Annotated in this window: 25 protein-coding genes; 16 read left to right on the top strand and 9 right to left on the bottom strand. The window is 57.6% G+C overall.

Features of this window, described 5'->3' with window-relative positions:
- Positions 1–268 precede the first annotated feature (268 nt).
- From AC27HQ_RS08740 to AC27HQ_RS08730, 3 genes are all read left to right on the top strand, one after another.
- Positions 269–1,441, top strand: coding sequence for a serine hydrolase domain-containing protein (locus tag AC27HQ_RS08740; protein WP_487155769.1), 1,173 nt, complete (start codon positions 269–271; stop codon positions 1,439–1,441).
- Positions 1,442–1,517: 76 nt separating this feature from the next.
- On the top strand, positions 1,518–2,159 hold the full coding sequence (gene pdxH, locus AC27HQ_RS08735; protein ID WP_487155768.1) for a pyridoxamine 5'-phosphate oxidase: 642 nt from the start codon (positions 1,518–1,520) through the stop codon (positions 2,157–2,159).
- Positions 2,160–2,266: 107 nt separating this feature from the next.
- Positions 2,267–3,085, top strand: a complete 819-nt coding sequence (locus tag AC27HQ_RS08730; RefSeq protein WP_487155767.1) for an SDR family oxidoreductase — start codon at positions 2,267–2,269, stop codon at positions 3,083–3,085.
- Here the strand turns inward: AC27HQ_RS08730 and AC27HQ_RS08725 are convergent.
- Both AC27HQ_RS08725 and AC27HQ_RS08720 read right to left on the bottom strand, forming a co-directional pair.
- On the bottom strand, positions 3,069–4,310 hold the full coding sequence (locus tag AC27HQ_RS08725) for a TIGR03862 family flavoprotein (protein ID WP_487155766.1): 1,242 nt from the start codon (positions 4,308–4,310) through the stop codon (positions 3,069–3,071). The two genes, AC27HQ_RS08730 and AC27HQ_RS08725, sit on opposite strands and share 17 nt — an antisense overlap.
- A gap of 32 nt (positions 4,311–4,342) precedes the next feature.
- Positions 4,343–5,263, bottom strand: a complete 921-nt coding sequence (locus AC27HQ_RS08720; RefSeq protein ID WP_487155765.1) for a histone deacetylase family protein — start codon at positions 5,261–5,263, stop codon at positions 4,343–4,345.
- Between the two features lie 178 nt (positions 5,264–5,441).
- On the opposite strand from AC27HQ_RS08720, the gene tesB reads away from it, so the two are divergent.
- The 4 genes from tesB to AC27HQ_RS08700 are packed head-to-tail and all read left to right on the top strand — an operon-like array spanning position 5,442 to position 10,005.
- The gene (gene tesB, locus AC27HQ_RS08715; RefSeq protein ID WP_487155764.1) at positions 5,442–6,308 is read left to right on the top strand and encodes an acyl-CoA thioesterase II; all 867 of its coding nucleotides are present in this window, start codon (positions 5,442–5,444) and stop codon (positions 6,306–6,308) included.
- A complete protein-coding gene (locus tag AC27HQ_RS08710) occupies positions 6,305–6,892 on the top strand; it encodes an HAD family hydrolase (protein ID WP_487155763.1) in 588 nt (195 codons plus the stop codon). The genes tesB and AC27HQ_RS08710 overlap by 4 nt, the downstream gene beginning before the upstream one ends.
- Positions 6,893–6,896: 4 nt before the next feature.
- Positions 6,897–7,928, top strand: coding sequence for an HDOD domain-containing protein (locus AC27HQ_RS08705; RefSeq protein ID WP_487155762.1), 1,032 nt, complete (start codon positions 6,897–6,899; stop codon positions 7,926–7,928).
- A gap of 40 nt (positions 7,929–7,968) precedes the next feature.
- Entirely contained in the window at positions 7,969–10,005 is a 2,037-nt protein-coding gene (locus tag AC27HQ_RS08700) for an LTA synthase family protein (RefSeq protein WP_487155761.1), read from the top strand.
- Between the two features lie 64 nt (positions 10,006–10,069).
- Here AC27HQ_RS08700 and nadC read toward each other — a convergent pair whose 3' ends face one another.
- A complete protein-coding gene (nadC, locus tag AC27HQ_RS08695) occupies positions 10,070–10,918 on the bottom strand; it encodes a carboxylating nicotinate-nucleotide diphosphorylase (protein WP_487155760.1) in 849 nt (282 codons plus the stop codon).
- Between the two features lie 383 nt (positions 10,919–11,301).
- On the opposite strand from nadC, the gene AC27HQ_RS08690 reads away from it, so the two are divergent.
- The 4 genes from AC27HQ_RS08690 to AC27HQ_RS08675 all read left to right on the top strand — a co-directional run bounded on the left by AC27HQ_RS08690 (position 11,302) and on the right by AC27HQ_RS08675 (position 17,459).
- Positions 11,302–13,785 (top strand): DUF1631 domain-containing protein, encoded by a 2,484-nt coding sequence (locus AC27HQ_RS08690; protein ID WP_487155759.1) that lies wholly within the window; start codon positions 11,302–11,304, stop codon positions 13,783–13,785.
- Between the two features lie 66 nt (positions 13,786–13,851).
- Complete coding sequence (gene ampD / locus AC27HQ_RS08685; RefSeq protein WP_487155758.1) at positions 13,852–14,436, top strand: 1,6-anhydro-N-acetylmuramyl-L-alanine amidase AmpD; 585 nt, start codon at positions 13,852–13,854, stop codon at positions 14,434–14,436.
- Complete coding sequence (gene ampE, locus AC27HQ_RS08680; protein WP_487155757.1) at positions 14,433–15,257, top strand: regulatory signaling modulator protein AmpE; 825 nt, start codon at positions 14,433–14,435, stop codon at positions 15,255–15,257. Before ampD ends, ampE begins: the two co-directional genes overlap by 4 nt.
- Before the next feature lie 183 nt (positions 15,258–15,440).
- Positions 15,441–17,459, top strand: coding sequence for a methyl-accepting chemotaxis protein (locus AC27HQ_RS08675; RefSeq protein WP_487155756.1), 2,019 nt, complete (start codon positions 15,441–15,443; stop codon positions 17,457–17,459).
- A gap of 183 nt (positions 17,460–17,642) precedes the next feature.
- Here AC27HQ_RS08675 and AC27HQ_RS08670 read toward each other — a convergent pair whose 3' ends face one another.
- From AC27HQ_RS08670 to AC27HQ_RS08660, 3 genes are all read right to left on the bottom strand, one after another.
- The gene (locus AC27HQ_RS08670) at positions 17,643–18,209 is read right to left on the bottom strand and encodes a cob(I)yrinic acid a,c-diamide adenosyltransferase (RefSeq protein ID WP_487155755.1); all 567 of its coding nucleotides are present in this window, start codon (positions 18,207–18,209) and stop codon (positions 17,643–17,645) included.
- A gap of 77 nt (positions 18,210–18,286) precedes the next feature.
- Positions 18,287–19,201 carry a 2-dehydropantoate 2-reductase gene (locus tag AC27HQ_RS08665; RefSeq protein WP_487155754.1) on the bottom strand — a complete coding sequence of 305 codons (915 nt, stop codon included), beginning with the start codon at positions 19,199–19,201 and terminating at the stop codon, positions 18,287–18,289.
- 1 nt (position 19,202) lies between these two features.
- Positions 19,203–20,168, bottom strand: a complete 966-nt coding sequence (locus tag AC27HQ_RS08660; protein WP_487155753.1) for a GGDEF domain-containing response regulator — start codon at positions 20,166–20,168, stop codon at positions 19,203–19,205.
- Positions 20,169–20,270: 102 nt separating this feature from the next.
- Between AC27HQ_RS08660 and AC27HQ_RS08655 the strand changes: the two genes are divergently transcribed.
- Entirely contained in the window at positions 20,271–20,756 is a 486-nt protein-coding gene (locus tag AC27HQ_RS08655) for a YajQ family cyclic di-GMP-binding protein (protein ID WP_487155752.1), read from the top strand.
- Positions 20,757–20,782: 26 nt separating this feature from the next.
- Positions 20,783–21,628 (top strand): mechanosensitive ion channel family protein, encoded by an 846-nt coding sequence (locus AC27HQ_RS08650; RefSeq protein WP_487155751.1) that lies wholly within the window; start codon positions 20,783–20,785, stop codon positions 21,626–21,628.
- A gap of 45 nt (positions 21,629–21,673) precedes the next feature.
- Here the strand turns inward: AC27HQ_RS08650 and AC27HQ_RS08645 are convergent, their stop codons facing one another.
- Positions 21,674–23,146 carry an AmpG family muropeptide MFS transporter gene (locus AC27HQ_RS08645; RefSeq protein ID WP_487155750.1) on the bottom strand — a complete coding sequence of 491 codons (1,473 nt, stop codon included), beginning with the start codon at positions 23,144–23,146 and terminating at the stop codon, positions 21,674–21,676.
- On the bottom strand, positions 23,139–23,516 hold the full coding sequence (locus tag AC27HQ_RS08640) for an MGMT family protein (RefSeq protein WP_487155749.1): 378 nt from the start codon (positions 23,514–23,516) through the stop codon (positions 23,139–23,141). The genes AC27HQ_RS08645 and AC27HQ_RS08640 overlap by 8 nt, the downstream gene beginning before the upstream one ends.
- A 78-nt stretch (positions 23,517–23,594) precedes the next feature.
- Between AC27HQ_RS08640 and AC27HQ_RS08635 the strand changes: the two genes are divergently transcribed.
- Positions 23,595–24,575, top strand: coding sequence for a DUF481 domain-containing protein (locus tag AC27HQ_RS08635; RefSeq protein ID WP_487155748.1), 981 nt, complete (start codon positions 23,595–23,597; stop codon positions 24,573–24,575).
- 163 nt (positions 24,576–24,738) lie between these two features.
- Here the strand turns inward: AC27HQ_RS08635 and AC27HQ_RS08630 are convergent, their stop codons facing one another.
- Complete coding sequence (locus AC27HQ_RS08630) at positions 24,739–25,497, bottom strand: SDR family oxidoreductase (RefSeq protein ID WP_487155747.1); 759 nt, start codon at positions 25,495–25,497, stop codon at positions 24,739–24,741.
- Positions 25,498–25,715: 218 nt separating this feature from the next.
- Here AC27HQ_RS08630 and AC27HQ_RS08625 point away from each other — a divergent pair, with 218 nt between their 5' ends.
- On the top strand, positions 25,716–26,165 hold the full coding sequence (locus AC27HQ_RS08625; protein WP_487155746.1) for an FxsA family protein: 450 nt from the start codon (positions 25,716–25,718) through the stop codon (positions 26,163–26,165).
- 194 nt (positions 26,166–26,359) lie between these two features.
- Positions 26,360–26,659, top strand: coding sequence for a co-chaperone GroES (locus AC27HQ_RS08620; RefSeq protein ID WP_487155745.1), 300 nt, complete (start codon positions 26,360–26,362; stop codon positions 26,657–26,659).
- Positions 26,660–26,670: the final 11 nt, after the last annotated feature.

Genomic DNA, 26,670 nt, shown 5'->3' with positions numbered 1-26,670 from the left:
CGGGAACGGTCCAAATCCTGGATGATTTGGATCGAGCCCCCAGGGACGGGTTCACGGCGGTTCTCGGAGGCCGTTTGCAAGTTCCACCCACCACGGACTAGCCCAATCCGGTTTTGCCTGCTTCCAGAGTGCCGCAAAACTTTCCGAGCTAGCGGGCGATCTATCATGCAATCGCATATAGATAATATTCCGGTGTTTATACGTGCTGAAATTGCCGCCAAGCTCGGGTCTAATAAGCCCATAAAACCTCCAACAGGGAATCCATACCATGAGCAACGTCCAGGGCTATTTTGATCCGCGTTTCGAGCACGTTCGTGAGCTGTTTGCCGAGCAGCAGACAGACGAACAGGCGCGCGGCAGTGCGCTTTGCGTCTCTGTAGGCGGCGAAACGGTCCTGGATCTGTGGCAGGGCGTGGTCGACAAGGACAACCAGCAAGTCTGGGAACAGGACACCCTGGTCAACGTCTTTTCCTGTACCAAGCCGCTGGGTGCCGTCGCTCTGTTGCAGCAGGTAGAAGCCGGTCGCATCGGGCTGGATAGCCCGCTGGCCGAGGTCTGGCCCGAATTCGCCCAGGCCGGCAAGGAGCGGATCACCCTGCGCCAGGTACTCAGTCATCGCTCGGGCCTGTCGGCCATCAGCGACAGCCTGCCGCCGGAAGCGCTGTTTGACTGGGATGCCATGGCCACAGCCCTGGCTGCACAAAAGCCCTGGTGGACACCCGGCGAAGCCCACGGCTACGCACCGGTCACCTATGCCTGGCTGCTTGGCGAACCACTCAAACGCCTCAGCGGCGAACACCCCGGCGCTTATATTCAACAGCATATCTGTGAGCCGCTGGGTATGGACTTCTTTGTCGGCGTACCGGATGACCAACTGCAGCGCATCGCCCACATCTCGCGCCTGCGCAATCAGGTCGGTGACCAGTATGCCCGCGCCCTGTTCATGTCCATGGGTCAGCCCGAGGGTATGGGCTTCAAGGCTTTCGGCAACCCTTCGAGCATGATGGTCAGTACCAACAAACGCGAATGGCAGCAGGCTGAAATACTCTCCGCCAACGGTACCGGCAATGCGCGCTCGCTGGCCCGCTTCTGGCAAATCCTGGCCCATGATGGCAGCCTCGACGGCGTCAGCCTGCTGGACCGCGAACTGGTTGAGCAAATGCGTACCGAACACAGCCAGGGCATGGATAAGACCCTGCTGGCACCCACGCGCTTTGGCCTCGGCGTCATGCTTGAACAGGACTATGAAGGTGGCGGATTCGGTATGGGACCGCAGGCCTATGGACACCCCGGCGCTGGCGGTTCACTGGGTTTCTGTGATCCCGAAGCCCAGGTTGGCTTTGGCTACGTCACCAACACCATGGGTCCCTATGTCCTCATGGACCCGCGTGCCCTGGCACTGAGTCGTGAAGTCTATCGCTGTCTGAAACAGCAAGATTGAAAAGAGCTTGTCCGGAGTCAATGTCCCGCCCATGCAAGGTGCTAGCATAGGGACATTATCCACCGGAGCCACGACCATGAAACCTGATGTAGCCGATCTGCGTCGCGACTATACCCGCGACGGCCTGCTGGAAAACCAGGCCCCTGATGAACCCCTGAGCCTGTTCGCCACCTGGTTCGAGCAGGCGGTGGAAATCGAATCCACCGAAGCCAACGCCATGATGCTTGCCAGCGTCGATGCAAACGGCCAGCCGCACCTGCGCACCCTGCTGCTCAAAGGTATGGACGATCGTGGTTTTGTGTTCTTCACCAATTATCACAGCGCCAAGGGTCAGCAGTTGCAGGCCAACCCCCAGGCGGCCATGACCTTCTGGTGGCACGACCTTGAGCGTCAGGTGCGTATCGAGGGCCAGGTCGAACAGATCAGCGCCGACGAATCCGACGCCTACTACCACAGCCGCCCGGTGGGCAGCCGTCTGGGCGCCTGGGCCTCGCCGCAGAGCCAGGTGATTGCCAACCGTGAGGTGCTGGAGCACAACCTGCAGCAACTGCAGCAGCAGTATGCCGACCAGGCCCCCGAGCGTCCGCCACACTGGGGCGGCTTTCGCCTCAAACCACAGCTGATCGAATTCTGGCAGGGCCGTCCCAGCCGCCTGCATGACCGCCTGAATTATCGGTTGGTAGATGGTCAGTGGCAGCGCGAACGTCTGGCGCCCTGACTAACTCCCTACATTCTGCGCGGGGCTGCGCTTGCAGGGGCAGCTTGCAGCGCGCGGCGATTTGTCCCACTCTTGGTCGTGACCAACAGCATGATCAGGGGTAAGCAATGGGCAGGGGCGTCTTTCAGCAGAAAGTGGTAGTGATTACCGGCGGTTGCGCCGGTATTGGGCGGGCACTGGCCCTGCGTTTTGCTCAGTCCGGTGCCCGCATTGCCATCCTCGATGTACAGGATGAGCCCCTCGTTGCCTTCCGCCAGCAACTGATGGACAAATTGAATGCTGATGTGCTGGCGCTGCACTGCGATGTCGCTGATGAGCAGGCCTGCGAGCAGGCCATGCGTCAGGTGCTCGAGCACTTTGGCGGCATTGATATTCTTATCAATAACGCTGGGATTACCCATCGCAGCGCCTTTGCCGAGACCGATCTGACTGTCTTTCAGCGCATCATGGCGGTGAACTACTTCGGTGCGCTGTACTGCACCCGGCTGGCCCTGCCCAGCATAGTGCAGCGCCGTGGTCAGGTGATTGTGCTCAGCTCGCTGTCCGGTTTTGCGCCCTTGCTTTACCGCAGTGCCTACAATGCCAGCAAGCATGCCCTGCACGGCTTGTTTGAAACCCTGCGCATGGAAGTGCGCGAGCAGGGCGTGAATGTCATGCTGGTGACACCGGGTTATACTGCCACTGATATTCGCAAGCATGCGCTACAGGCCGACGGCAGCGTGATCAGCAGCCCAGTGGTTTCGCCCCTGGGTCTGTCCTCACCTACCGAGGTAGCCGACGATATCTTTCGCGCGGCGGTAAAGCGGCGTCGGCAGCTGGTGTTGTCGAACGTCAACTGGCGCGCTCGATTACTGGCCAGATTGCTGCCAGGGCTGTTCGAGCGCTGGATGGTACCCAGGTTGTCCGGCATCAAGCCGAAGTCGTGAGCCAGTTCAGCATCCCCTGTCCAGCGCGTCGGCCGCTGGCGAAGCAGGCGGTCAGCAGGTAACCACCGGTTGGTGCTTCCCAGTCGAGCATTTCGCCGGCGCAGAATACTCCGGGCATGGCCTTGAGCATCAGCTTGCCATCGAGGGCCGCATGGCAGACGCCACCGGCACTGCTGATGGCCTCATCCAGTGGCCGTGCAGCAGTGAAAACAATCGGCAGCTGCTTGATAGCGTTGGCCACCTGTTCAGCACTGCGCAGCGTCTCAGGCTCGAGTCTTTCATGCAGCAGGGCGATCTTGACGGCATCCAACCCAGCTTTTTTCCGCAGCACCGAGCTCAGGGTCTGTCCCTTGCGCGGCGCCTCAAGCGCTGCCTGTAATTGACTCTGGTTGCGATCGGGTGCCAGGTCCAGCCAGAGTGTGGCACGGCCTTGGTCGAGCAGCTGATCACGCAGTGGCGCCGACAGCGCATAGATAAGGCTGCCTTCCAGGCCCTGTGCGGTCAGTACACACTCACCGCGCTGAACCTGCTCGCCGCCCTTGGCCAGCATAACCCGCGCGATAACCTGCTTGAGTGGCTGACCGGCAAAGCGTTCACGCAGGTAAGGACTCCAGTCGCACTCGAAGCCGCAGTTGGCCGGCAGCAGGTCGCGTACCTGAATCTGCTGCTGGCGTAGCCAGGGAACCCAGGCACCATCCGATCCCAGGCGTGACCAGCTACCGCCGCCCAGCGCCAGAATCTGGCCATCAGCCTGAACGGTGACAGTGCCCTGCGGGGTCTGGAATTGCAGTTTGCCTTTGGCATCCCAGCCTAGCCAGCGGTGCCGGGTATGCAGGCTGACGCCGGCTTCACGCAGGCGCTTCAGCCAGGCACGCAGCAGCGGCGCGGCTTTCATATCGACCGGGAAAACCCGTCCGGAGGAACCGACAAAGGTCTCTACGCCCAGACCGTGGATCCAGGCCCTGAGCTGATCGGCATCCAGCGCCTGCAGCCAGTCGGCCACCCAGGGACTGGCCTCGCGGTAGCGTTGGATGAAATCGGCCTTGGCTTCAGCATGGGTGATGTTCATGCCGCCCACACCGGCCAGCAGAAACTTGCGTCCGACCGAGGGCATGGCGTCATACAGATCAACGCGCACGCCAGCCAGGGCCAGGGTTTCGGCAGCCATCAGGCCGGCAGGGCCGGCACCGATAATGGCAACGTGAGCAGAGTGGGGCGCAGGCATGAGAGGGTCCGCAGGGCATGGAGTGGCGCAGTTTACCCCAAAGCCCGCTGCTGCCAAATCTGCGCGGCACTGTGATGCAGAATGCCGTGGCGCCTGGCCAATGCATCCCGATCGGTGCTGTAGCCGCCGCCGATGACTGCGCAGACCGGGATGTCGCGGCCCAGACAATGGTCGATCACCAGCCTGTCGCGCTGTGCTATGCCCTGATCGCTCAGATTCAGATAGCCCAAGGCATCATCCCGGTGCACATCCACGCCGGCATCGTAGAGCACCAGATCCGGCTGGTAGAGCGGTAACAGATAACCCAGCACGTCATCGACGATCTTCAGGTAGCCAGCATCGTCCAGTTGCCGAGGCAGGGGAATGTCCCAGTCACTGTGCGCCTTGCGTGCCGGGAAATTATTCTCGCAGTGCAGCGATACCGTGATGGCGTCGGTGTCGTTCTCCAGGATGCGCGCGGTACCGTCACCCTGATGCACATCGCAATCGAAGATCAGAACGCGGTGCACCTTGCCGCTGGCCAGCAGATAGCGACTGATGATCGCCAGATCATTGAAGATGCAGAAGCCCGAGGCAAAGTCGTAATGGGCGTGGTGCGTGCCGCCGGCCAGATGACAGGCCAGACCCTGTTGCAATGCCAGCTCGGCGGTCAGCAGTGAGCCGCCGACCGCGCGGCTGGTCCGCCGCACCAGGGCGTCACTCCAGGGCAAGCCCATGCGCCGGAGCGCGGCGTTGTCCAGCTGATTGTCATGGAAGCGCCTGACATAGTCCGGGTCATGGGCCAGAATGAGAATATCCGCTGGGCAGATGTCCGGGCTATGCAGGTTAGTGTCGTGCAACAGTCCGGTGCCACGCAGGTGATCGTGCAGACGCACAAACTTGTCCATGGGAAAACGATGCTTGTGCGGAAAGTCAAAGCTGTAATCGGTGTGGTAAACCAGCGGCAGATCCATGCAGGCAAGCCCTGTTTTGCTGAATGCTGAGTATGAGCCAGAGTCAGAGGGGCCAACAAGGCAAGAGGCGTTACCAAAAGTGGCGGGGGAGAGGTTAGAATGTCTCGCTGGGTGACATTCTCAGTCCCTTTCAATTCGTATCCGGCTGCGGCCGGTTGCTGTCGAGGAAATTGTCTCTATGACGCATATGCTGGATGATCTGGTCAGCTTGCTGGCGCTCGAGAAGATTGAAGAAAACCTGTTCCGTGGCCTGAGTCAGGATCTGGGTTTCAGACAACTCTTTGGAGGTCAGGTGCTTGGGCAAGCGCTGTCTGCGGCCAGTCAAACCGTGGATGCTTCGCGTCATGTGCATTCTGTGCACGGTTACTTCCTGCGGCCAGGCGATGCCACACTACCGATCATCTATCAGGTTGATCCTTTGCGCGACGGTGGCAGCTTTACCACTCGGCGAGTGCAGGCCATCCAGAAGGGCAAGCCGATCTTTACCATGATCAGTTCCTTTCAGGGTGATGAAGAGGGTTACGACCATCAAGCAACGATGCCGGATGTGCCCGGCCCCGAGGACCTGCGTAACGAGACCCAGTTGACCCGCGATCATCAGCACCTGATCCAAGAGAAGGTACGTGACAAGGTGCTGGTCGACAAACCCATCGAGATTCGTCCGGTAGAGCTGTTCAACCCGTTCAAGCCGCATGCGGCTGAGCCGGTCAGGCATGTCTGGTTCCGCGCCGATGGTCGTCTGCCGGATGACCCGCAACTGCACCGCTATCTGCTGGCCTACGCCTCGGATTTTCATCTGCTCGGGACAGCCATGCTGCCGCATGCTGTGTCCTCCTGGTCGCCGCAGATGCAGGTTGCCAGTCTGGATCACTCGATCTGGTATCACCGGCCGCTGCGCATGGATGACTGGCTGCTGTATGCCATGGACAGCCCTTCCGCCTCGGGTTCGCGCGGTCTGTCGCGCGGGCAGATATTCAACCGCGAAGGTGTGCTGGTGGCGTCCATCACCCAGGAGTCGCTGATGCGTAAGCTGCCAGCCAAATGATCCGCGATCTGCGTGGCTGGATTTTCGACCTGGACGGTACCCTGACGGTAGCGCAGCACGACTTTGATGCCATTCGGGTGCAGCTGGGCGTGCCGGCCGGGCAGGATATTCTCGGCTTTCTGGCCAGCCTGCCGACTGCTGAGAAGGCGGCCATGCAGGCTGAACTGAATGCCATCGAGTTGCAGTTGGCTCAGGATGTAGAGCCTGCACCCGGCGCTGCTGAGCTGATCAGGTATCTGCATGCAGCGGGTCAGCATATTGGTATTCTGACTCGCAATCTGCGTCAGGTAGCGCTGTCTTCGCTGGAAGTGATTGGTGTGCGTGACTGTTTTGCCACCGCGCATGTTCTGGGCCGCGATGATGCTCTGCCCAAGCCCGATCCGCATGGGATTCAACAACTGCTATCGGCCTGGTCCCTGGGGCAGTCCGAGGTGATCATGGTCGGTGATTTCCGTTTTGACCTGGAGGCCGGGCGTGCGGCAGGTTGCCATACCTGTCTGGTGCACCCGGACAATAGCTGGCCGGCATTGGCGGACTGGCATGTTGTCGATTGCCACGGTCTGCTGCAGCGGCTGAGGGGTTAACTGCATGCAACTGAGATCTTGGCTGAAACGCATGTTTTTTCTGCCAGGACGCACGCCGAACGTCGTCAGTGCAGCCCGTTTTCGACCGGCTATGGCCCTGCGCGGTACCGGCTTGAGTGAAGATGAAGATCGCATCGAGCAGGCTTTCATGGGGCTGGTGCTGGGTGTGCACTCGCCGCTGAACCTGCCAATCAACAGCTTTGAGCGGGCAGCAATCAAGTCCTTTGAGGTTGCGCTGCAGGGCAATCTTGCCGATAGCCGTCTGGTTCCGCGCCTGCCCAGCGTGTTGCCACGGATCATGAGCTGCTTTCGTGACCCGGATACCACCATCAAGGATCTGACCGACCTGATTGCCAGTGATCTGGTGTCGGTCAGTGAAATCATCCGCCTAGCCAACAGCCCTTTTTATCGCCGTGCCAGCGATGTGAAAAGTCTCGAACAGGCCGTTCTGGTTCTGGGTCAGAAAGGGCTCAGGCAATTGATGGCAAACCTGCTGGTCAGGCCAATATTCAACCAGGCCAAGGGGCATTTCAGTGGCATTGCCGGAACCCTGCTGTGGAATCTGTCCGAACATACTGCCGTGGTCAATGCGGCCTTTGCCCGCACCCGTGGCGAGGACGAGTTTGTCGCTTATCTAAGCGGCCTGACCAGCCATGTCGGTCTGCTGGTCGGCTGTCGAGTGCTGGATCAGCAGTTTGATGGTGCGCAAATTCCCAATAGCCTGTTGTTCAGGGCACAATGGCGTCAGCTTGGACGGCGCATGAGTGCTGCCATGGTCAGAGTCTGGGCTTTTCCGGATCAGACCTGCCTGACCCTTGAGGGGCTGATTCAGCCCGGATTATCAAGTCTCGGTGTGGCGTCGGCGCAACTCTACCGTGCCGAAAAGATCAGTCAGTGTCATTATCTGCAGCGCAGCGGGCGCTGGCCCTTGGGTTCAAGCCGGATTCCCGACCTGTTTGCATCTGATGAGCACTTGTTTGCCCTGGGTATGCAAACCCTTTCCCGTTATGACGGTGAAGTGGATAGCAGCCCCTGATCCACGTTGCGTTACCTTCTTATTCTGAACTGGAGTTTCTATGACTTGGTTGTTGTCGCGGCGTCTTCATTATTTTGTCGGGGGCGTTGCTATCCTTTCGTGCCTGCTGTTGATTCTGCGGGCTGTTTTTCTGTTCGGCTTTTCCGCCGTTGATCCCGGGGTGGAACAGACCTGGGCCGTGGTGTTGGAAACGCTGAGTATTGGTGCCCGGTTTGACTTGCGCTTGGCCATACTGCTGATGCTGCCGGTCATGTTGCTGGCCTGGTTGCCCCGTTGGAACAGTCTGCGTTCTGCGCTGCTGCGCTGGATAGGCAGGATCTATCTGATACTGGCGCTGGCCATCGTACTATTGATGTATATCTTCGATTTTGGTCATTACGCCTACCTGGGTGTGCGGCTGAATGCATCAGCCCTGAAGTTTATTGAAGATGCGGCGATTTCCCAGCAAATGGTCTGGGAAACCTACCCGGTTATCTGGATCAGTCTTGGCTGGTTGAGCATGTTGGTGCTGACCTGTCTGGCCCTGTTCAGGTTCGAGCGTGTGACCCTGGATCGACCTGCCAGACGCATTTCCCTGTGGTCCCGAATCTGGGGCAGCACGGCCATGGTGGTGCTGGTATTTCTGGCTATTCTGGGCCGCTATACCAATATCAATCTGGAAAATCCGGTGCCGTTGCGCTGGAGTGATGCCTTTTTCTCGGGTGACAGCCAGTTGGGTGCCTTGGGTCTGAACCCGGTGATCTTTTTCTATGACACCCTGAGTGTTCCGGAGAACCGTTACGATCTTGATCAGGTGCGCGAGCATTATTCGGTAGTAAGCCGTTATCTGGGTGTTGAAACACCCGACAGCGAGGCGCTGACGCTGAATCGCCAGGTGCCGCTGCAACCGCATGCGCTGAATGTGGCGCAGCGTCCGAATGTGGTCTTTGTCATGCTCGAGTCGCTCGGCACTACTGCAGTTGGCGCCTATGGCAACCCTCTGAATCCAACCCCGAATCTTGACCGCATGGCACAGGAGAGCTGGTTTTTCCGGCATTTCTATGTGCCGGTAACGGGCACGGCCAAGACCGTCTGGGCCAGCATCACCGGGATTCCGGATGTATCCCGTTCGGAGACGGCTACCCGTAACCCGCTGATCACCAATCAGCACACCCTGATCAATGCGCTGGAGGGTTACCACAAGATTTACACCATAGGTGGCAACTCGGGCTGGGCCAACATGAATGCACTGATTCGCCAGAGTATTGATGACGTTACCTTGTATGAGGAGGGTGGCTGGGTTTCCAAGAATGTCGACGTCTGGGGCATTTCCGATCTGGACCTGTTCAAGGAAACCGATCAGATTTTGCGCAACCTGCCCAGGGACAAGCCATTTTTTGCCTACATCCAGACCGCGGGTAATCACCGACCCTTTACCATTCCCGAGGACAATGATGACTTCGAGGTGATCGAGCGCTCGCTTGAAGAAGTGCAGGCCGCGGGTTCACGTAGCGTTGCTCAATACAACGCTGTGCGTCTGCTCGATTACAACATCGGCCGGTTGATGGAATTGGCCAAGGAAGGGGGCTACTACGACAACACCATCTTTGTCCTCTTTGGTGACCACAACACGCGTATTGCCAATATCGATTACATGCGTCCCGCCTTTGATCAACTGGGCCTAGAGAGCAACAACGTACCGCTGCTGATCTATGCCCCCAAGCTGCTGCCTCCACGCGAGTTTGACGAGGCGGTGGGTCTGGCTGATCTGCTACCGACCATCACCAGCCTGCTGGGCCTGCCTTACGATAACCGCACCATGGGTCGTGATCTGTTGCAGCCGGCACCCGAGGGTGAGCGGGTGGTGCCGGTGGTGCTGCGCGAGGGCAGTTTTCCGCTGATTGGTGCCGTCAGCAAGGACTTCCTGTTGCAGATGAATTACGACGGCAGCGAACCCAGTCTGCATGATTTGTGGTCCGAAACGCCGCTGGACAACGTGGCTGAGCGCTTCCCCGAGGAGTATCAGCGCTTGTTGCCGCTGACTCGAGGGCTCTATGAAACCTCGCGCTATATGATGTACGAGAACGTGCGCGACTGATCCCTGCGCAGTGTTCACAAAAAACCCGGCTTGTGCCGGGTTTTTTGTAGCTGCCTGAAGCGGCTTACATGCTAAGCCGCATGGACAGATCAACCGCCTTGATGTCCTTGGTCAGGCTGCCAATGGAAATCAGGTCGACCCCTGTTTCGGCTACACTGCGGAGCGTCTGCTCGTTGATGCCACCTGAAGCTTCCAGTGCTGCGCGTCCGGCACAGCGCCGGACAGCCTCGCGCATCTCGTCGTGGCTCAGCTCGTCAAGCATGATGATATCGGCACCGGCCTCCAGTGCCTGATCGAGCTCATTCAATGACTCGACTTCTACCTCAACGGGTTTGCCCGGTGCAAGATGTCTTGCCTGGCTGATGGCCGCCTGAATGCTGCCGCAGGCGGCAATATGATTTTCCTTGATCAGAAAGGCGTCATACAGACCAATTCGGTGGTTATGGCAGCCGCCACAGGTCACGGCGTACTTCTGGGCCAGGCGTAATCCGGGCAGGGTTTTACGCGTATCCAGCAGCTTGACCCCGGTGCCTTCGACCAGTGAGGCGAAATACCGGCTGCGGGTTGCCACCGCTGACAGTGTCTGAATGAAGTTCATGGCGGTACGTTCGGCAGTCAGCAGGCTGCGTGCCGGACCACTTAGGGTGCAGAACACCTGATTGGCCTGCATCTGTTCGGCATCGGTTACCTGCCATTGCACCTGAATACGTGGGTCGACCTGACGAAATACTTCGTCAGCCCAGGCGGTGCCGCACAGGGTGGCGGTTTCCCTGGTCAGAATGCGGGCCTTGGCCTGGCGATCAGCGGGAATCAGCATGGCGGTAATGTCGCCAGCGCCGACATCTTCGGCTAGCGCCCGCTTAACATCATCGACAATGGTCTCTTGCAGGCTGTCGAGGGTCAGATTCGGCATGCTGTGCTCCATGGCAGATCGGTTTAAGGCGGCGAGTATACCCGATTGTTTGCCTGTTACCTGCCACTTGGCCGCTGTTGCAATCCGTCGGTCGCCGTATAGCCCCGATCAGGTGCTGCTACTTGCTCTTTTATTTGCGCTTTGGGATGGTATTCCAACTCTTGGGCTCCAGCGATGGACGCCATGCTCGAACCTCGGAAATGTGAACTGGGTCATGTAAATGAGATTAGGGTGATGGAGCCTGATAAAAAAACGGTATACTCGGTTCAAATTTGACGCCATTTTTACGACGTACGGACATGCAGATCAAAGCAGTGTGCATATAGCAGGGTAAGCTTCGTTGGCGTTACACAAGGCAGATAGTCTCTGTCCGGAGATGTGACATGGCCCGTGATCCCAAAATTGTTGCGATAAGCTCAGCTGAACAGGCCATCGACAAGTTCGATCCCAATCGGCCATCCAGCTTGCCATCTCCGCTTTTGCCAGTCAGAAAGCTCGGGCTCGAGTTTCTGAAAAAAAGCCTGACCGAACTCTTTGATAACGCCGACGACAGTTTGTTTGAAATGGCTGATCGTGCCGGCAGCAATACTGAACAAACCCTGTTTTTTGAAGCTATGCGTGCAGTACGGTTGCAGCGTCATAACATGACCAAGGCATGCTGTATGGCCTTTATGCGTGAGCTTGAAGCACTCAGTCAATACACTCCCGAAGCTCCGCCGCAGTCTCTGCAAAACTTCGAAATCGACTCCCTCTCGCTGGTGCAGCCCGACGAGCTGGAAGAAACGGTTGCAATTGACAACATGATTGGTCGGGTGGCATCGCGCACCAAACCCTTGCTCAGTCATCTGTCTATTCGTTTGAACAGTCTGGTCAAGGTAACGGTTGATGAGCGCAGCAATCCGTTCGGACCGAAGATGCTGTCACAGGTGTTTGTTGATGCACTGGCCGAACTGAGTCTCGACATCAAGGTTCGTCTGATTATCTACAAGCTTTTTGAGCGCTATGTATTCAACCAACTGGATGGCATGTACGAAGCAGCCAATCGTCAGTTGATCTCTGCCGGCGTTCTGCCTGATCTTCGCGGTACTGCCCAGCAGTCTGCTACTCGCCGAGCTCCTGCAGCATCATCAGGCGGCCAGTATGCCGGGGCGCCGGCGGTCGAGTCCGCTGAGCACCAGCAAGTATTGTCGATGTTCAGCGAGCTGATCGGCAACTGGCGGCATGCCAGTGGTGATGCGGCTATCTCACGTCTGGGCAGTCCTTCCGCGGAGCCTCTGCGTAGCAATGAACTGCTGGGCATGCTTTCCAATCTGTCTTTCAATGAAAATACGGCCGAACCGGTACAGCGCATCGACATGCGCGCGCAGATCAACCAGCTACTGACCCAGCACCGTGAACTCAGTGGCCAGGCCCGTGGCCTGGAGCGGGTTGATGATGACGTCATCAGCCTGGTATCGATGCTGTTTGATTTTATTCTGGATGATCCGCAATTACCCTCTGCGGTGAAGGTGCTGATTGGGCGTCTGCAGCTGCCGATCCTGCGCGTGGCCATCGCCGACAAGCGTTTCTTCAGCCAGTCCAGCCACCCGGCGCGACGTCTGCTGAATGAGCTGGCACGCGCCACCATGGGATGGAACGACCACGATGACTTGCGTCGTGATCAGTTGCATACGATGCTTGAAGGGATTGTTGAGCGCTTGCATGGGCAAGCCGAGCCGGACCCCGAGCTGTTTGCCAGTTTGCACACTGAGCTGACCGGCTTTCTTAACGTTGAAAAGCGTCGCTCTGAGCGTCTCGAGCAGCGCACCCGTGACTCTGAAGAAGGCAAGGCGCGAATTGAGGATGCGCGCAACCAGGTTGCAGCGTCTCTGAATGCACTGCTGTTGGGCAAGACCTTGCCGGTTTTCGTGATTGATTTTCTGCGTGATACCTGGAGCCAGGTGATGCAGATGGCCAACTTGCGTGAGGGTCAAGGCTCCGCTGCCTGGAAACACGCTGAAGATACGGCCAAACGGTTACTCGACAGTATCGAGCCGCTGGCAGATGACGCTTATGCTGAGCGTGAAGCATTGAACACCGACGTACGCAAGGCTCTAGCCCAGGGTCTTAAGCTGGTCGGTATGCGCTCGGAGCAGGGGGCGCCGTTGCTGATGCGACTCAAGCAGTTGCAAGAGGCAATCATTACCATGCCTGAGTTGGAGCCTGATCCCCAGTCGGTTCCGCTGTTGACTGAAACCTTGTTTGAGCAGGTAGACAAGGCTGAGCCCCCCCTTCTTGATGTGGCGGCAGAGATGGTTGAGCCTGCTGCCCTGCCAGAGCCTGAAGCAGAGGTTGAGTCATTGCCTGCGCCGGAGTCCGATGCCCCGCAGCCTGAGTCCGTAGTCGCGGAGTCCGCTCCGTCTGTGCAGGACCAAGCGCTGGCCAAGCCGGTTGCACTCAAGCCTGAAGCTAAGGAGGTAGCGCCCCGTGAGCCGGCTCGCCGCGTGCCGGTCATTGAGCGAGTGCTGGTTGATGAGCCGGTTATGGAAGCGCCTGCTTCAGAGCCCGCAGTTGAGCTGGTAGGCGACTTGCCGGATGCCAAAGCAACTGAATGGGTTGCTGCCCTGCATACAGGTAGCTGGTTCGAGCTCAGCCTGGCTGAAGGCGAGCCGGTTCAACGCTGCAAGTTGGCGGCGATCATCAGCTTCAGTGGCAAGTATATCTTCGTCAATCGAACTGGCATGAAGGTTGCCGAGTTTTCCACGGCCGCTCTGGGCCAGCACTTTGTGGCTGGATTGATCAGGGTGCTGGACGACAATCAGTTGTTTGATCGCGCCCTGGAGTCGGTAATCGGCAATTTGCGCCGTATCCAGTCTGGCAAGAACTGAGCCTGGCCTACTGTTGCAGCGGCCTTTGGGCTGCTAGCATGACGTTTTTGCCAAGTGACTGCGTCCATGCATATTGATGTCCTGTCAGGCTGGCTTGATCAGGCTGAGCAATGCCCTTCACCTCACTTCAATGCCCGCCCAGCGGATGCACAGGTGTCTCTGCTCGTCATCCATAACATCAGTTTGCCGCCGGGGGAGTTTGGTGGCGGTTTCGTACAGCCTTTTTTTCAGGGAAAACTGGATTCAAGCCAGCATTCCTACTTTGCTCAGATTGCCAGCCTGCGCGTTTCAGCGCATTTCCTGATTGAGCGCAACGGGCGCATTACCCAGTTCGTATCCTGCAATGACCGGGCCTGGCACGCGGGTGTTTCCTGCTATGCTGGTGTTGCAGATTGCAATGATTACTCGATTGGCGTCGAGTTGGAGGGCGTGGATGACGTTCCTTACACGGATGACCAGTACCAGTCACTGATTCAGTTGACCCAGGCTTTGCTGCAGACCTATGTGGCGATAGATTGCTACCGGATAACCGGACATGAGTTCATTGCGCCGGGCCGCAAGACCGATCCGGGCCTGGCGTTTCATTGGCAACGTTACCTGCGTGCTTTGACAAGGCAAGATGACAATCACATGGGCGGGAGTCCTCAATGAGTTTTTTGGCACTGGTTCTGGTTGCTCTGGTTCTGCGCTTCACTCCCTGGCGAAGGGGTTTTCCGGTCGATGTGCTGTCGGTTCTTGTGCGCTCGGTAGCCACCGCTACCCTGTCTCGTCCCATCTGGCTTGCAATTGCCTTGCTGGTAATGCCATTGCTGCTCTGCGGTCTGTTGTTGTGGCTCGCAGAAGGGCTGGCCTATGGTCTGGTAACCCTCTCGCTGCATGCGCTGGTATTGTTGCTTTGTGTTGGTCGATCTGATCCCTTGGGCAGCATGGCAAGCAATATCGAAGAAGCCTGGCAGCGTGGGGATCAGGAAGCAGCCGCGTTGCTCGCCGAGCGTGATTTACAGTTGGATGCCACCAGTCCTGAGTCACTGCTGCTGGGCTTGCGTGGTGAGCTGGCCTGGGAGAGCTTTCAGGGTTATTTTGCTCCGGCTTTCTGGTATCTGCTGTTGGGGCCGGTAGGCGCGCTGTTATACCGTTTGATTGCCAATTTCCAGCGCCAGGGTGAGCATCCGTTGCAACCTGTTATGTCTTCGGCGCGGCATGCGCTGGACTGGCTACCGGCACGACTTGTTGGATTGAGCCTGGCGCTGGTAGGGCATTTTGACCGAGTGCTGCTGACCCTGCGTGTCCAGTTATTGAGTTGGGATACGCAGTCCCGGGAGCTGATCGCGCGCTGTGTTGAATCAGCTCAGAGTGCTACGCTGGACGATCAGGGCGAGGCCGTTATGATCATGCGGCCGGTGCGTATTTTGCTGACAAGAAGCCTGATGGTGTGGGCAGTTTGTGTCGCCTTTATCAATCTAATCGGCTAAAGATCGAGCATCCAGAGCCGATAAGCAATTTAAGCTGTCTTATTCCGAGGCAGTTGCTGAAGAGCATAATAAGAATTGGAACACTGGCAGGATGCTGGTACCGCTTTTGCCTGAATGCCGGAGCTGCGCAAACCGGCATGACACCTCCCCCGACCAGGGGCCTGTATTTGAGGAGAGTTCTGAGTGAATAGTCTTATGGCCCCTGCCGTGGCGCTGATGAATCGCCTGAGTTATGGCATGAAGTTCTGCCTGATCAGCCTGTTGTTTTTTGTGCCGCTTGGTATCGTCAGCAGCATGCTGGTGCAGCAGGCCTACGAGCGCGTTCAGATTACCGAGCGGGCACTCGACAGCATGACGCTGTTACGCCAGAGCATGGCCATTCTGCGTGATGCAGAAGCCTTGCGCGATATTGATATGGTCAATGTGCAACTGGGCCAGGGCGAGTATGCAGCGGACCTCGAACAGCGCTCGCAGACGCTGCGTAAACGGGTAATTGATGGCCTTGCGGCACTTGAACTGGACTTGTCAGACCCCGACGCGGCTGATCTGGTTACCAAGCGCAATGAGATAATTCAAGCCTATGAACGCATGGCAGGCGAGTCGCCTCGTAATCGGGGTGCACTGTCATCCCTGGCCCTGGGCGAAGTGACCTCCTTGCTGAGCTTTACCGCCACCTATGCCGGGTTGCCTCAGGATTACGACCGCAATATTCGACAGCTCAGTGATGTGCTGATCAATGTCACGCCAAGCATCACCTCTGCCCTGGGTACGGGTCGTTCGGTCGGCGCTTATTCGATTGGTCTGGGTTATCTCAACTCGGATGCCAGCCGTGACATGGATGCATTATTTGAAAGCATGCAGTTGATGACTGGCAACTACGAACAGGTGTTGTCACTGGTGCTCGCCGATGCCAACCTTGCCGGGTTGCGCAGCAGCTCCGAGGCCAGTGTCGACAGCCTCAATGTAACCGCGCAGATCTTCGAAGACGATATCATTCTGGCCAATACGCTGTCGGGCCAGTGGTCTGATTACTTTATGCGGATTACCAGTGAAATCGACAAGACCTATGCCTTCAACCAGTCGGTACTGGATACGCTGGAGCAGGTTCTGGTGACGCGCATGGGCGAAAACGTCCGGGCCATGACGGTACTCATTGTTTCCCTGTCGCTGGTTGGCCTTTTGATCGTTTACCTGTACGCCGGCTTCTACATGGCTACCCGTCGCACGCTCAAGCGCCTGTCCTTATTGATGAGTCAGGTAGCCGGTGGTGACATGACGGTTCAGGTTGAGGTTGACAGCCGTGATGAACTGGGAGCGCTGGCCAGTGAACTGAATGACACCGTAGCGCGTATTCGCGAGCTGATTCGTCAGGTCAGCCAAACCGCTACTCATGTCCATCAGCAGTCACAGCAGGTCGAACAGATTTCCAGCGAAAGCAGCCATGCGGTGGCTTCGCAACGCTCGCAGATCGAGCAAGTGGCAACGGCCATGAACGAGATGTCCGCTACCTCCCAGGAAGTGGCGCGCAGCGCCTCCATGGCCGTGACCAGCGCCGAGCAGGTGAATACCGAAACCCTGAATGGCCGTCGACTGGTCGAGTCCTCGGTTGACGGTATTGAAAAGCTTTCTGGCGAAATCGAAAACTCGGTCAAGGTCATTAACAAACTCGCTGAAGACAGCAGTTCAATCAGTCGCGTACTGGAAGTGATCAAAGGCGTTGCAGAACAGACCAACCTGTTGGCGCTGAACGCCGCGATCGAGGCTGCGCGAGCGGGTGAGCAGGGGCGTGGCTTTGCCGTAGTGGCTGATGAGGTGAGAACCCTCGCACGGCGTACCCAGCAATCGACTGAAGAGATCGAGCAGATGATTGCCCGCTTGCAGGAAGGTGTCAGCGGTGCGGTCAAGGCTATGGGCGCCAGTCATGGCATGACCGGTGCCACGGTTGATGCCTCGCTCAAGGTACAGGACGCGCTGGGCAATATCCTTCAGGCGGTGACCCAGATTGTGGACCAGAGTCAGCAGATTGCTGCTGCGGCAGAAGAGCAGACCGCGGTCAGTCACGACATCGATCAGAATATCGTGCAGATCAATCAGGCCGGTGAACGCACCGCCGAGGGCGCACGGCAGGCTGAGCAGTCCAGCAATAGGATGGGGCAACTGGTCAAGGACCTGCAGCAGATTATCAGCGCTTTCCGGGTCTGACGCTCATCGACATCCCCCGGCCGAGGCGGAACTCGGCCAGTCCCAGGGGGTTACTGCACTGACTCCGAGTTTGGCTCCCGGGAAGGTTGAGTTCCATCTCGACCAGCGGCGCTGTTGTTGGGCACCTTGGCTGAGGTGAAACTCGGCTGCTCCCAGAGCATGATTGAACGACGGTCGATGTCTTTACTCTGCCGGTTTGGGTTTGGGCGCCCAGAGTACTTCGGGGGTTCCTTCGCGCTGGGCAATACCGCGTGCCATGACAAACAGCAGATCAGACAGGCGATTCAGGTATACCGGTGCTTGTTCGTTGACCGCTTCGTGGTTGGCCAGCGTCAGATAGCGTCGTTCAGCGCGCCGGCAGATGCTGCGGGCCAGGTGCGCTGCCGCCACGCAGCGTGAGCCGCCGGGCAGAATGAAGTTCTTCAGCGGTTCCAGACTGGCATTGAAATGGTCGATGAGGTTCTCCAGTTCGGTGACATCGCTGGCCTCAATGATCTCGTAGCCTGGCACTGCCAGCTCACCACCCAGATCAAACAGCCGATGCTGTACCGGTGCCAGAACCAGAGCCAATTCATCCAGCTGTTGAGCTTTCAGATCAGCAATGAGTACACCTAATTGACTGTTCAATTCATCAACGCTGCCCATGGCCTCGATGCGAGGATGATCCTTACCGATCCGCCGGCCATCGGCCAGGCCGGTTTCACCATCGTCGCCGGTGCGGGTATAGAGTTTGCTCAGACGGTAGCCCATGTTGCGCCTCGTTGGTAAATGACAATTTGCAGTGAGCGCAAGCCTAGCCTGAAAGCGTTCAGGGGCAAAGGCCGGGCTTACTGCTGATAAAGCCCAAGCGTTGCCAGATGTGTCTTCAGTCGAATATGCAAAGACCTGAGTGTCGCTAGGTGCAGGCCGGCCGCCATAGCGCTGTTGCAAGCAAAGCCGGTTATATAGTCGATCTCGGTAGGCCGTCCGGCATGCATGTCCTGGCGCATGGACGAGCTGTTATTGGCGGTCGCCTGGATAACAGCGTTAATGCGCTCGGACAACGCCTCCTGCTCGATCTCCAGGTTCTGCGCCCGCAGCAGTTGCCGCAGCTCGCCGATCAGAAGCGGTAGCTCTGCCTGGGCGTGCAGCGGAACATCGCCGTTGCAGCAATCATGCAAGACGGTATAGGGATTGATGGCACAGTTGATCGCCAGTTTGATCCATAGCACTTGCAGGATATCGGCCTGCCACTGCCAATCAATGCAGTCGCCGGGCAGGGCGTTGAGCCAATGGGGGCAAGGCAGGCCATGCGGGTCCCCGATCTGGGTTACCCCCTTGCCGGCCCAGACCACATGGCAGGGGGTACGGCGCCAGGCACCATCGGTCACGCTGGCATACAGCACCTGCTGGCTTAACAACGCGCTGATCTGCTGCTGGCTACCCAATCCGTTTTGCAGTAACAGGACGCTGGCGTCTGCGCGCAGTCGGAGTTTCAGGCGCTGGACGGCCGACAAGCTGGCATGCGACTTGGTCGCGACTATCAGGTGCTGTATAGGGCTGTCATGGCTGTCTGGGGTTTCGACGCGAACCGGGATATGGCGGTATTTACCCTGGTGCTCAAGGGTCATCTGATCGCCGGCCTGTTGCCAATGCTGTCGGGCGACCGCATCACGCACCAGCAGGGTAACCGGCAGTCCGGCCTGAATCAGCCGGGCTACCCACAGCAGTCCGAGACTGCCGGCACCGAGAATATGCAGCATGTCAGCGCGAGGGCGACCAGCGAACCTCGGTGATCAGGCTGGTGGCGTAGGCTTCAGCCAGGTGGCGTTCAACCTTGTCCAACAGCTCTCCCGCTTGCGGCAGGTTGTGCTTGTTGTCGACCGTGCACAGGGCCATACCGGCCCGCACCGACAGATAGCCTTCACTGGTCTTGAACGCCTTGAGATTCAGGCCGTCATGCAGCCGTTTGAAGCTGGCTGGGTTGCAGTCCTTGGGGTCGTCGGCCAGGGTCACAATGGCAAAGGTATTGTTGCCAACCCGGGCGATCACATCGGTCGGTCTGACCAACTGCTGCAAGCGCCGGGCAATACCCTTGAGCAATTCCTGCTGCACGCTTTCGCCAAGTTTCAAGGTCAGTTCTTCAAGGTTTTGCACGCCCAACACCAGAACGCAGCAGATACCACCGCGTGCCTCGACATTGCGCAACACTTCACCCAGACGTTGCAGGGTATAGCGGCGGTTGCCCAAGGCCGTCAGGCTGTCGACCAGGTTGTGTTCTTCCAGCTGTGCATTGTTGTCCGCCAGCATGCGGTTTTCGTCCAGCAGGCGGTTGATCAGTTGGGAGATGCGGTCGGCGGCGTAGATGCGGGGCAGCAGTTGCTCGTTCATCGAGGATTTGCTGATGAAGTCGTCAACACCACGATCGAATGCTTCGCTCAGTACATTGTCACCTTCGCGTGCGGTCAGCAGCACCACATAGGTGTAATGGCCGCTCTGTTCGTCTGCCTGACGTACACGCGTGGTCAACTCCAGTCCGTCCATTTCAGGCATCAGCCAGTCCGCGACCATCACGCTGGCGGGGCGAGCTTCATGCATGGCCAGTGCATCCATGGCGGTATTGGCAAAGCGGATATCGGCATAACCTGCCCTTGTCAGGTTATGGCCTATGACCGCACTGCTGAACTTGGTGTCATCCACCACCATGATGCTGAGTTGCGGATTGGGCATGGCAAGGCTCCGATCAATTAAACAATTCGCGTTATAATGCCACGAGCTTGAGTCTTTTTTTGCAATTTATGTCATATAAATGATGTTTAGTAGGGGTAATGCATGCCTTCATTTGATGTCGTGTCCGAACTGGACAAGCATGAAGTAACCAACGCCGTCGATAACGCCATGAAAGAGCTTGAACGTCGCTATGACTTGCGTGGCAAGGGTAACTTCGTTTTCAAGGACAAGGATCTGACGGTCAATATTACCGCCGATGCCGACTTTCAGCTGGAGCAGATGCTCGACATCCTCAAGCTCAGTCTGGCCAAGCGCAAGATCGATATTCAGTGCCTGGAGGTCAAACCGGCCTTTGCATCGGGCAAGCAGGTCAAGCAGGATGTGCTGCTGAAAGAAGGCATAGACAAGGAGCTGGCGAAGAAAATCGTCTCCCTGATCAAGGACGCAAAGCTCAAGGTTCAGGCAGCCATTCAAGGGGAGCAGGTACGCGTAACCGGCAAGAAACGCGATGATCTGCAGGAGGCCATGGCCGTATTACGCTCAGCCAGTCTCGACATGCCTCTGCAATTCAATAACTTCCGTGATTGACGCGCGGACAATACGAGGAAAACGGCATGGAAGAAATAACACAACAGCTCGGTGAACTTCAGGCCGAATGGATGCCGATGGTAATGCAGTACGGCAGCCAGGTATTATTGGCTATCGTCACCCTGTTGGTCGGTTGGTGGATTGTTGGCCGGATTACCCGTGGCATTTTGCTGTTGATGGAAAAACGTAACGTCGACAGAACGCTGCATGGCTTTATCGGCGCCATCATCGGCATGGGCCTCAAGGTTCTGCTGTTGGTCAGCGTGGCGGGCATGATCGGGGTGGAAACTACCTCCTTTATAGCCTTGATCGGTGCCGCAGGTCTGGCTGTAGGTCTGGCCCTGCAGGGCAGTCTGGCCAACTTTGCCGGCGGCATGCTGATCCTCATTCTGCGGCCGTTCAAGGCCGGTGAGTACATTGAAGCTCAGGGTGTAGCAGGCACGGTAGACAGCATTTCGATCTTTCATACCGTGTTGAAAACACCGGATAACAAGACGGTGATTGTGCCCAACGGCAGCCTGTCGAACGGCAATATCATCAATTATTCCCGTCAGCCGACCCGGCGCGTGGATGTCAATATCGGTATCGACTACGGTGACAGCGTCAAACAGGCACGTGAGATTCTTCTGGGGATTGCGCAGGCTGATGCCCGTGTACTGAAAGACCCGGAAGCTGTCGTCTGGCTTGCCGGCCTGGGCGAGAGCTCGGTTGACCTGTCCCTGCGCATGTGGGCCAAGACAGAAGACTACTGGGGTGTGTTCTGGGACGTACAGGAGTTGGCCAAGGAGCGCTTTGATGAGGCCGGCATCACGATTCCTTTCCCGCAGCGCACGCTGCACATGGTTGCCCCCGCGGCGACCGAGCAAGCCTGATCGATGTTATCGGGGCTGCATCGGCAGCCCCGACTTCCCCATGGCTCAATCAATACCTGGCCGCTGCTGGCGGTCTGGGTGTGCCAGTTTCAGCAGCATGAACGCCAGCACGATGGCCGGGATTCCGGTCAGTCCGGTGATCAGGAAGAAATTGATCCAGCCAACATGGGCGGCCAACAGGCCAGTAAAGCCGGCGGCAAACTGGCCGGGCAGGGTCATCAAGGAGCTGAACAGGGCATATTGTGTTGCGGTGTAGGCGGTATTGGTGAGGCTGGACAGGTAGGCAATGAAAACCGCAATGGCCAGACCGCCGGTCACGTTATCAGCAATGATGGCCATGATCAGGCCGTATGTCTCGGGTCCGATATAAGCCAGCCAGGCAAAGGTCAAATTGGTTGCTGGTGCCATGAAAACGGTAAACATCAGAACCGCTGCAATACCGAAGCGCGCCACCAGCAGGCCTCCAAGTGCAGCCCCCAGCAATGTCATACCCAGCCCGAAAGCAGCAGCAATATTGGCAATTTCCTGTTTGCTGAAGCCAATATCCAGATAAAAGGGGTTGGCCATGGTGCCCATGAAGATATCAGTCAGGCGGAAGCAGCCGATAAACATCAGGATCAGCAAGGCCACCTTGCCGTAGCGTCCGAAGAACTCGCTGATAGGGTCAACGAAAACCTCTGTCAGCCAGTCGCGGATGGCGGCCTGCCGGCCCGGGGCGAGATGCGATCGGTCGCGCGCTTGACGAAGTGCGACCTTGGGTTCGGCAATGCATAGCGTGGTGATGATGCCGATCAGCATCAGCAGCGCCATGCACAGATAAGCAAGAGTCCAGCCGTTGATAACGGTGATCAGTCCGGAGTCATAAAGCAGGCTGTAGAAGGAATCCAATGCCACCCGGAAAAAGGTGCCAATTCGCGAGCCGCTGCCTTGGGCAAGGCTGTCGCCGGACGGGGAAAAATCCGGAGCAAGGGCTGCCAGGTGCAGTGCGCCGGCACCTGCAGCCAGGATGGCTACGCGGTAGCCGGTGACATAGTTGGCGGCCATGGCGGCCTGGCGATGTTTGGCTTCAGCTTCAACCCGGTAGGCATCGATGGCAATATCCTGGGTTGCCGATGCAAAGGCAGTGACCACGGCGAAAATGACAATCAGCTGCAGGTTGTCACGCGGATCGGTCACGGCCATGCCGAACAGCGAGGCGGCAATACTCAACTGTGCCAGTAACATCCAGCTGCGCCGCCGTCCCAGCAGGCGGCCAAGCACAGGCAAGTCGACACGATCGACGATCGGCGCCCACAGTACCTTGATCGAATGCGCGATGCCGACCCAACTGAGAAAGCCGATTGCCGCCAGGTTGATACCCAGATCACGCAGCCAGGCACTGAAGGTGCCGCCGACCAGGAGAAGCGGCAAGCCGGCGGAGAATCCGAGAAACAACATGCCGATGACCCGAGGGTTTCGGTAGACGCGCAGTCCTTCATGTGCGGGCTGGATCAAGTCCTGTTGTGAACTGCTAGTCATGTGTTTCCTGTTGGTTTATGCGGTCGGGCCAGGCAAAACGTTTCATGTCAACGCGATGGCCCTCGATAATGACACCTTCGGCCTGCAAACGGCGATATTGTTCCCGGCCTGACGGGCTATCCTCGGGCAATGACAGGTAGCCGGTGCTTGCTAGCACACGGTGCCATGGCAGACTGGTATCGGGTGGCAGTTGTCCCAACCAGCGGCCTGCCAATCGCGCGCCGCGACCCATGCCCGCGAGCTTGGCCAATACCCCGTAGCTGGTAACCCGGCCCTCAGGAATGCTTGCCAGCACCTGCCAAAAGCGTTCTTTTGCTGGCGGGCTCGCCGCCGTCATATTGGCTTTGGCTGGTATTGGCTGATCAGTCATGGATAATGCCGTTTTTCACTGTCTCTCCCAATAGGTTTCCCGATGTCTGTATGCCGAGTATTGCTCTGCGTTTCTCTCATGCTGTTGTACTCAGTGTCCAGTCAGGCCGATACCCTCTGGCTGAAAAACGGTGATCGCCTGACCGGTCAGATTGAGCTGTTGGAAGGTGGCAAGCTGCATATCCTGACGGAGTTGGCCGGGCGTGTCACAGTCAGTGTGCAGAATATCAGCACCTTTGAAACCGACAATGCCCAGTTTATAAAGGTCGAAGGTCAAGCCGATCGTGCCCTTTCGGTTGAGGCTTCGGAGGTCGCAGGTGAAGTTTTGCTGCGCAATGGTGCGCCAGAGGCTGTGCCACTGAACATTTCCAGTATCGAGCAGATGCTCAGACCCAGACCCTTGGTCGAAGACTGGGTATGGGAGGGCAAGGCCTCGGCAGCACTGGATATCAAGAACAATGACACCGAACAACGCGATCTGGATCTGGCCTTCACGACCCAGGCACGGCATGGCGACTGGCGACATCAACTCGGTGGCGAGTTCGAGCGTGACTACAGAGACGATATCAAGAGCCGGCACGTTTGGAATGCAGACTATGATCTGAGTTGGTTCTTTGATGAACATTGGTTCTGGCAGACCAGCATGGGTTATAAACGCGATCACCTGAGCGACGTTGCCCGCAGCAAGCAGATAGGTATGGGTCCGGGGTATGAGTGGTGGAATAATGCCCTGGGCCGTTTTGAAACCTCTGCTCGACTGGATTACCTCGAGTTCGAGAATCGCGACGGCTCAACCGATTACTTCAATGCGCTGGGATTGGAGTGGGAATTCCGGCGCTATCTGTTCGGCAAGCGTTTCGAGTTTTTCCACGGCGCTGAATCCCTTATTCCCGACGATCCGGCAGTGGACTATGTGGTGGATGCCGAGCTTGGTTTCCGCTACTTGCTCAACAGCTGGGCGTCACTCAGTCTCCTCAGCGAATGGGATTACCTGAAGAGTACCGAGCAGGAGAGTGTCAGTGACACCCGCTACCGTCTCGGTCTGGGCGTGAACTGGTAGCAGCCAACGTACTCGGCAACTGCTCCGCTGGTCGAGATGGAACTCGACCTTCCCAGGAGCCAGACTCGGAGTCAGTGCGACACACTCCTGGGAACGGCCGAGTTCCTGCTCGGCCAACGTGCTCAACAACCGCTCCGCTGGTCGAGATGGAACTCGCGCGTCCTTAGATGCGGATACCGCCATCCAGCTCCAGAACGCGGCCAGTGTAATAGTCGTTTTCAAACAGATAGGCAGCAGAATGGGCGATTTCGTCCGGCTTGCCCATACGCTTGAGCGGAATACCCGCCGTCATTTTTTCCAGCGCCTCGGGCTTCATGCCAGCGGTCATCTCGGTTTCGATAAAGCCAGGCGCAATGGCGGCAACACGAATACCGTAACGTGCCAGTTCCTTGGCCCAGACGACAGTCAAGGCGGCCACGCCGGACTTGGCTGCCGAGTAATTGGACTGGCCCATGTTACCGGCGCGGGAAATCGACGAGATATTGATGATCAGGCCCTGGTTGCCCAGCTCGATCATTTTTGCGGCCACGTCACGGGTACAGAGGAAAACGCCGGTCAGGTTGACGTCAATCACCGATTGCCACTGTGCCAGGCCCATCTTCTGGATTTGTCCGTCCTTGTTCTTGATCAGCAGGCCATCACGCAGGATGCCGGCGTTGTTGATCAGGCCGTGGATGGCACCGAAGTCAGCCGCAACCTGATTGACCATGGTCTCGACCTGCTCTTCGTTGGCCACGTTGCAGAGATAGGAACGGGCCTGACTGCCGGCGGCTTCACACGCGGCAACCGCTTCGTCGAGTCGATCCTGGTTGAGGTCGACCAGCGCCAGTTTGGCGCCCTTGGCAGCAAGATACTCAGCCATGGCACGGCCTAGACCCTGTCCACCGCCAGTGATGATGATTACGCTGTCTTTCAATTGCATGATTGGCACTCCTCAAAGCCAGGTATGAAAAAGAATGGCGGCAAGCATGCCCGAGTCACGGCAATTTTAGAATACCCGTAACCTGTTTATGGTCACCTTTTGACCTTACGCCGATGTTGTGAGCGGCTAATTGCTTGACTTAACCGTCCGTCGGCAAGGGTTGAAAAGACCCTCAGGCGAACCCACATAGTGACTATTGCTTATTTCATGAGGCCGTCATGCCCTTTATACGTTTGTTGTTGTTGGCTTTTCTTCTGCTTGAACTGGCCAGTCTGATTGTCTTGGGCCAACGCACCGGCGTCGGCATGACCTTGCTATGGGTGCTGTTCAGTGCCGTACTCGGGATTTTGATCATCAAGAGTCAGGGCTGGGCCATGTTGCAGCGACTGCAACAGCGCATGACCGAGGACCGCTCGCCCTTTGGCGTATTGAAGTCCGGTATGTGGGGCGTTCTGGCTGGCTTGCTGCTGGTTTTCCCCGGCCTGATCACCGATCTGTTGGCGCTGCCTTGTCTTTTACTGGCCTGGCGCCACCGCAACGATATCCCCCCTGGCGAACCCGGTGGCCCGACTGTCTGGAGCCGCGATGGCCATCACATCATCGAGGGTGAGTGGCAGCCGGGTGAAGACGGCCCGGCAAAGCCCGAGCGGCGGATTGATCGCGAGTAAAAAACTTCATTGGGGGACTTGAAATGTCTCTGAGCTCACCCCATTAACCCAACACCAGTTTTGACAGGCCCCGACGACGGGGCTGAACGGAACAGTGACGTTGCCCCTGGCGCGTCCTTTGGACCGCGAGGTCCGATTCAACTTGAAATGCTGGCCTGCCAGCCTTTGACATTCACTTTGGGAGACTCATAACGATGAAAATTCGTCCGTTACACGACCGCGTAGTCGTTCGTCGCAGCGAAGAAGAAACTAAAACCGCTGGTGGCATCGTTCTGCCTGGTTCTGCCGCAGAAAAGCCGAATACCGGTGTGGTTATTGCCGTGGGTACCGGTCGTCTTCTCCAAAACGGTGAAGTGCATGCTATGGGTGTAAAAGAAGGTGACAAAGTTATCTTTGGCCCAGCTGGCTACGGCGGTCCCAGTGTTATCAAGATCGATGGTGAAGACCTGCTGATCATGAGCGAATCCGAAATCTACGGTGTACTGGAAGCCTGATAACGGCTGAC

The organism is Halopseudomonas sp. 4NH20-0008 (genome assembly GCF_057548395.1).
Note: the sequence above shows the minus strand (reverse complement) of the source record. Positions and strands in the feature narration are given on the sequence as shown.

Bases quoted from the DNA above. Each gene is read 5' to 3' on its own strand.
- nadC (WP_487155760.1), bottom strand. From the start codon at position 10,918: ATGCCGAATCTGACCCTCGACAGCCTGCAAGAGACCATTGTCGATGAT.
- AC27HQ_RS08660 (WP_487155753.1), bottom strand. From the start codon at position 20,168: ATGCCCAATCCGCAACTCAGCATCATGGTGGTGGATGACACCAAGTTC.
- AC27HQ_RS08740 (WP_487155769.1), top strand. From the start codon at position 269: ATGAGCAACGTCCAGGGCTATTTTGATCCGCGTTTCGAGCACGTTCGT.
- AC27HQ_RS08705 (WP_487155762.1), top strand. From the start codon at position 6,897: ATGCAACTGAGATCTTGGCTGAAACGCATGTTTTTTCTGCCAGGACGC.
- AC27HQ_RS08725 (WP_487155766.1), bottom strand. From the start codon at position 4,310: ATGCCTGCGCCCCACTCTGCTCACGTTGCCATTATCGGTGCCGGCCCT.
- AC27HQ_RS08640 (WP_487155749.1), bottom strand. From the start codon at position 23,516: ATGACTGATCAGCCAATACCAGCCAAAGCCAATATGACGGCGGCGAGC.
- AC27HQ_RS08720 (WP_487155765.1), bottom strand. From the start codon at position 5,263: ATGGATCTGCCGCTGGTTTACCACACCGATTACAGCTTTGACTTTCCG.
- AC27HQ_RS08655 (WP_487155752.1), top strand. From the start codon at position 20,271: ATGCCTTCATTTGATGTCGTGTCCGAACTGGACAAGCATGAAGTAACC.
- AC27HQ_RS08665 (WP_487155754.1), bottom strand. From the start codon at position 19,201: ATGCTGCATATTCTCGGTGCCGGCAGTCTCGGACTGCTGTGGGTAGCC.
- AC27HQ_RS08710 (WP_487155763.1), top strand. From the start codon at position 6,305: ATGATCCGCGATCTGCGTGGCTGGATTTTCGACCTGGACGGTACCCTG.
- AC27HQ_RS08630 (WP_487155747.1), bottom strand. From the start codon at position 25,497: ATGCAATTGAAAGACAGCGTAATCATCATCACTGGCGGTGGACAGGGT.
- pdxH (WP_487155768.1), top strand. From the start codon at position 1,518: ATGAAACCTGATGTAGCCGATCTGCGTCGCGACTATACCCGCGACGGC.
- AC27HQ_RS08645 (WP_487155750.1), bottom strand. From the start codon at position 23,146: ATGACTAGCAGTTCACAACAGGACTTGATCCAGCCCGCACATGAAGGA.
- AC27HQ_RS08650 (WP_487155751.1), top strand. From the start codon at position 20,783: ATGGAAGAAATAACACAACAGCTCGGTGAACTTCAGGCCGAATGGATG.
- AC27HQ_RS08670 (WP_487155755.1), bottom strand. From the start codon at position 18,209: ATGGGCTACCGTCTGAGCAAACTCTATACCCGCACCGGCGACGATGGT.
- AC27HQ_RS08730 (WP_487155767.1), top strand. From the start codon at position 2,267: ATGGGCAGGGGCGTCTTTCAGCAGAAAGTGGTAGTGATTACCGGCGGT.
- AC27HQ_RS08620 (WP_487155745.1), top strand. From the start codon at position 26,360: ATGAAAATTCGTCCGTTACACGACCGCGTAGTCGTTCGTCGCAGCGAA.
- AC27HQ_RS08635 (WP_487155748.1), top strand. From the start codon at position 23,595: ATGCTGTTGTACTCAGTGTCCAGTCAGGCCGATACCCTCTGGCTGAAA.
- AC27HQ_RS08690 (WP_487155759.1), top strand. From the start codon at position 11,302: ATGGCCCGTGATCCCAAAATTGTTGCGATAAGCTCAGCTGAACAGGCC.
- ampD (WP_487155758.1), top strand. From the start codon at position 13,852: ATGCATATTGATGTCCTGTCAGGCTGGCTTGATCAGGCTGAGCAATGC.
- AC27HQ_RS08625 (WP_487155746.1), top strand. From the start codon at position 25,716: ATGCCCTTTATACGTTTGTTGTTGTTGGCTTTTCTTCTGCTTGAACTG.
- ampE (WP_487155757.1), top strand. From the start codon at position 14,433: ATGAGTTTTTTGGCACTGGTTCTGGTTGCTCTGGTTCTGCGCTTCACT.
- AC27HQ_RS08700 (WP_487155761.1), top strand. From the start codon at position 7,969: ATGACTTGGTTGTTGTCGCGGCGTCTTCATTATTTTGTCGGGGGCGTT.
- tesB (WP_487155764.1), top strand. From the start codon at position 5,442: ATGACGCATATGCTGGATGATCTGGTCAGCTTGCTGGCGCTCGAGAAG.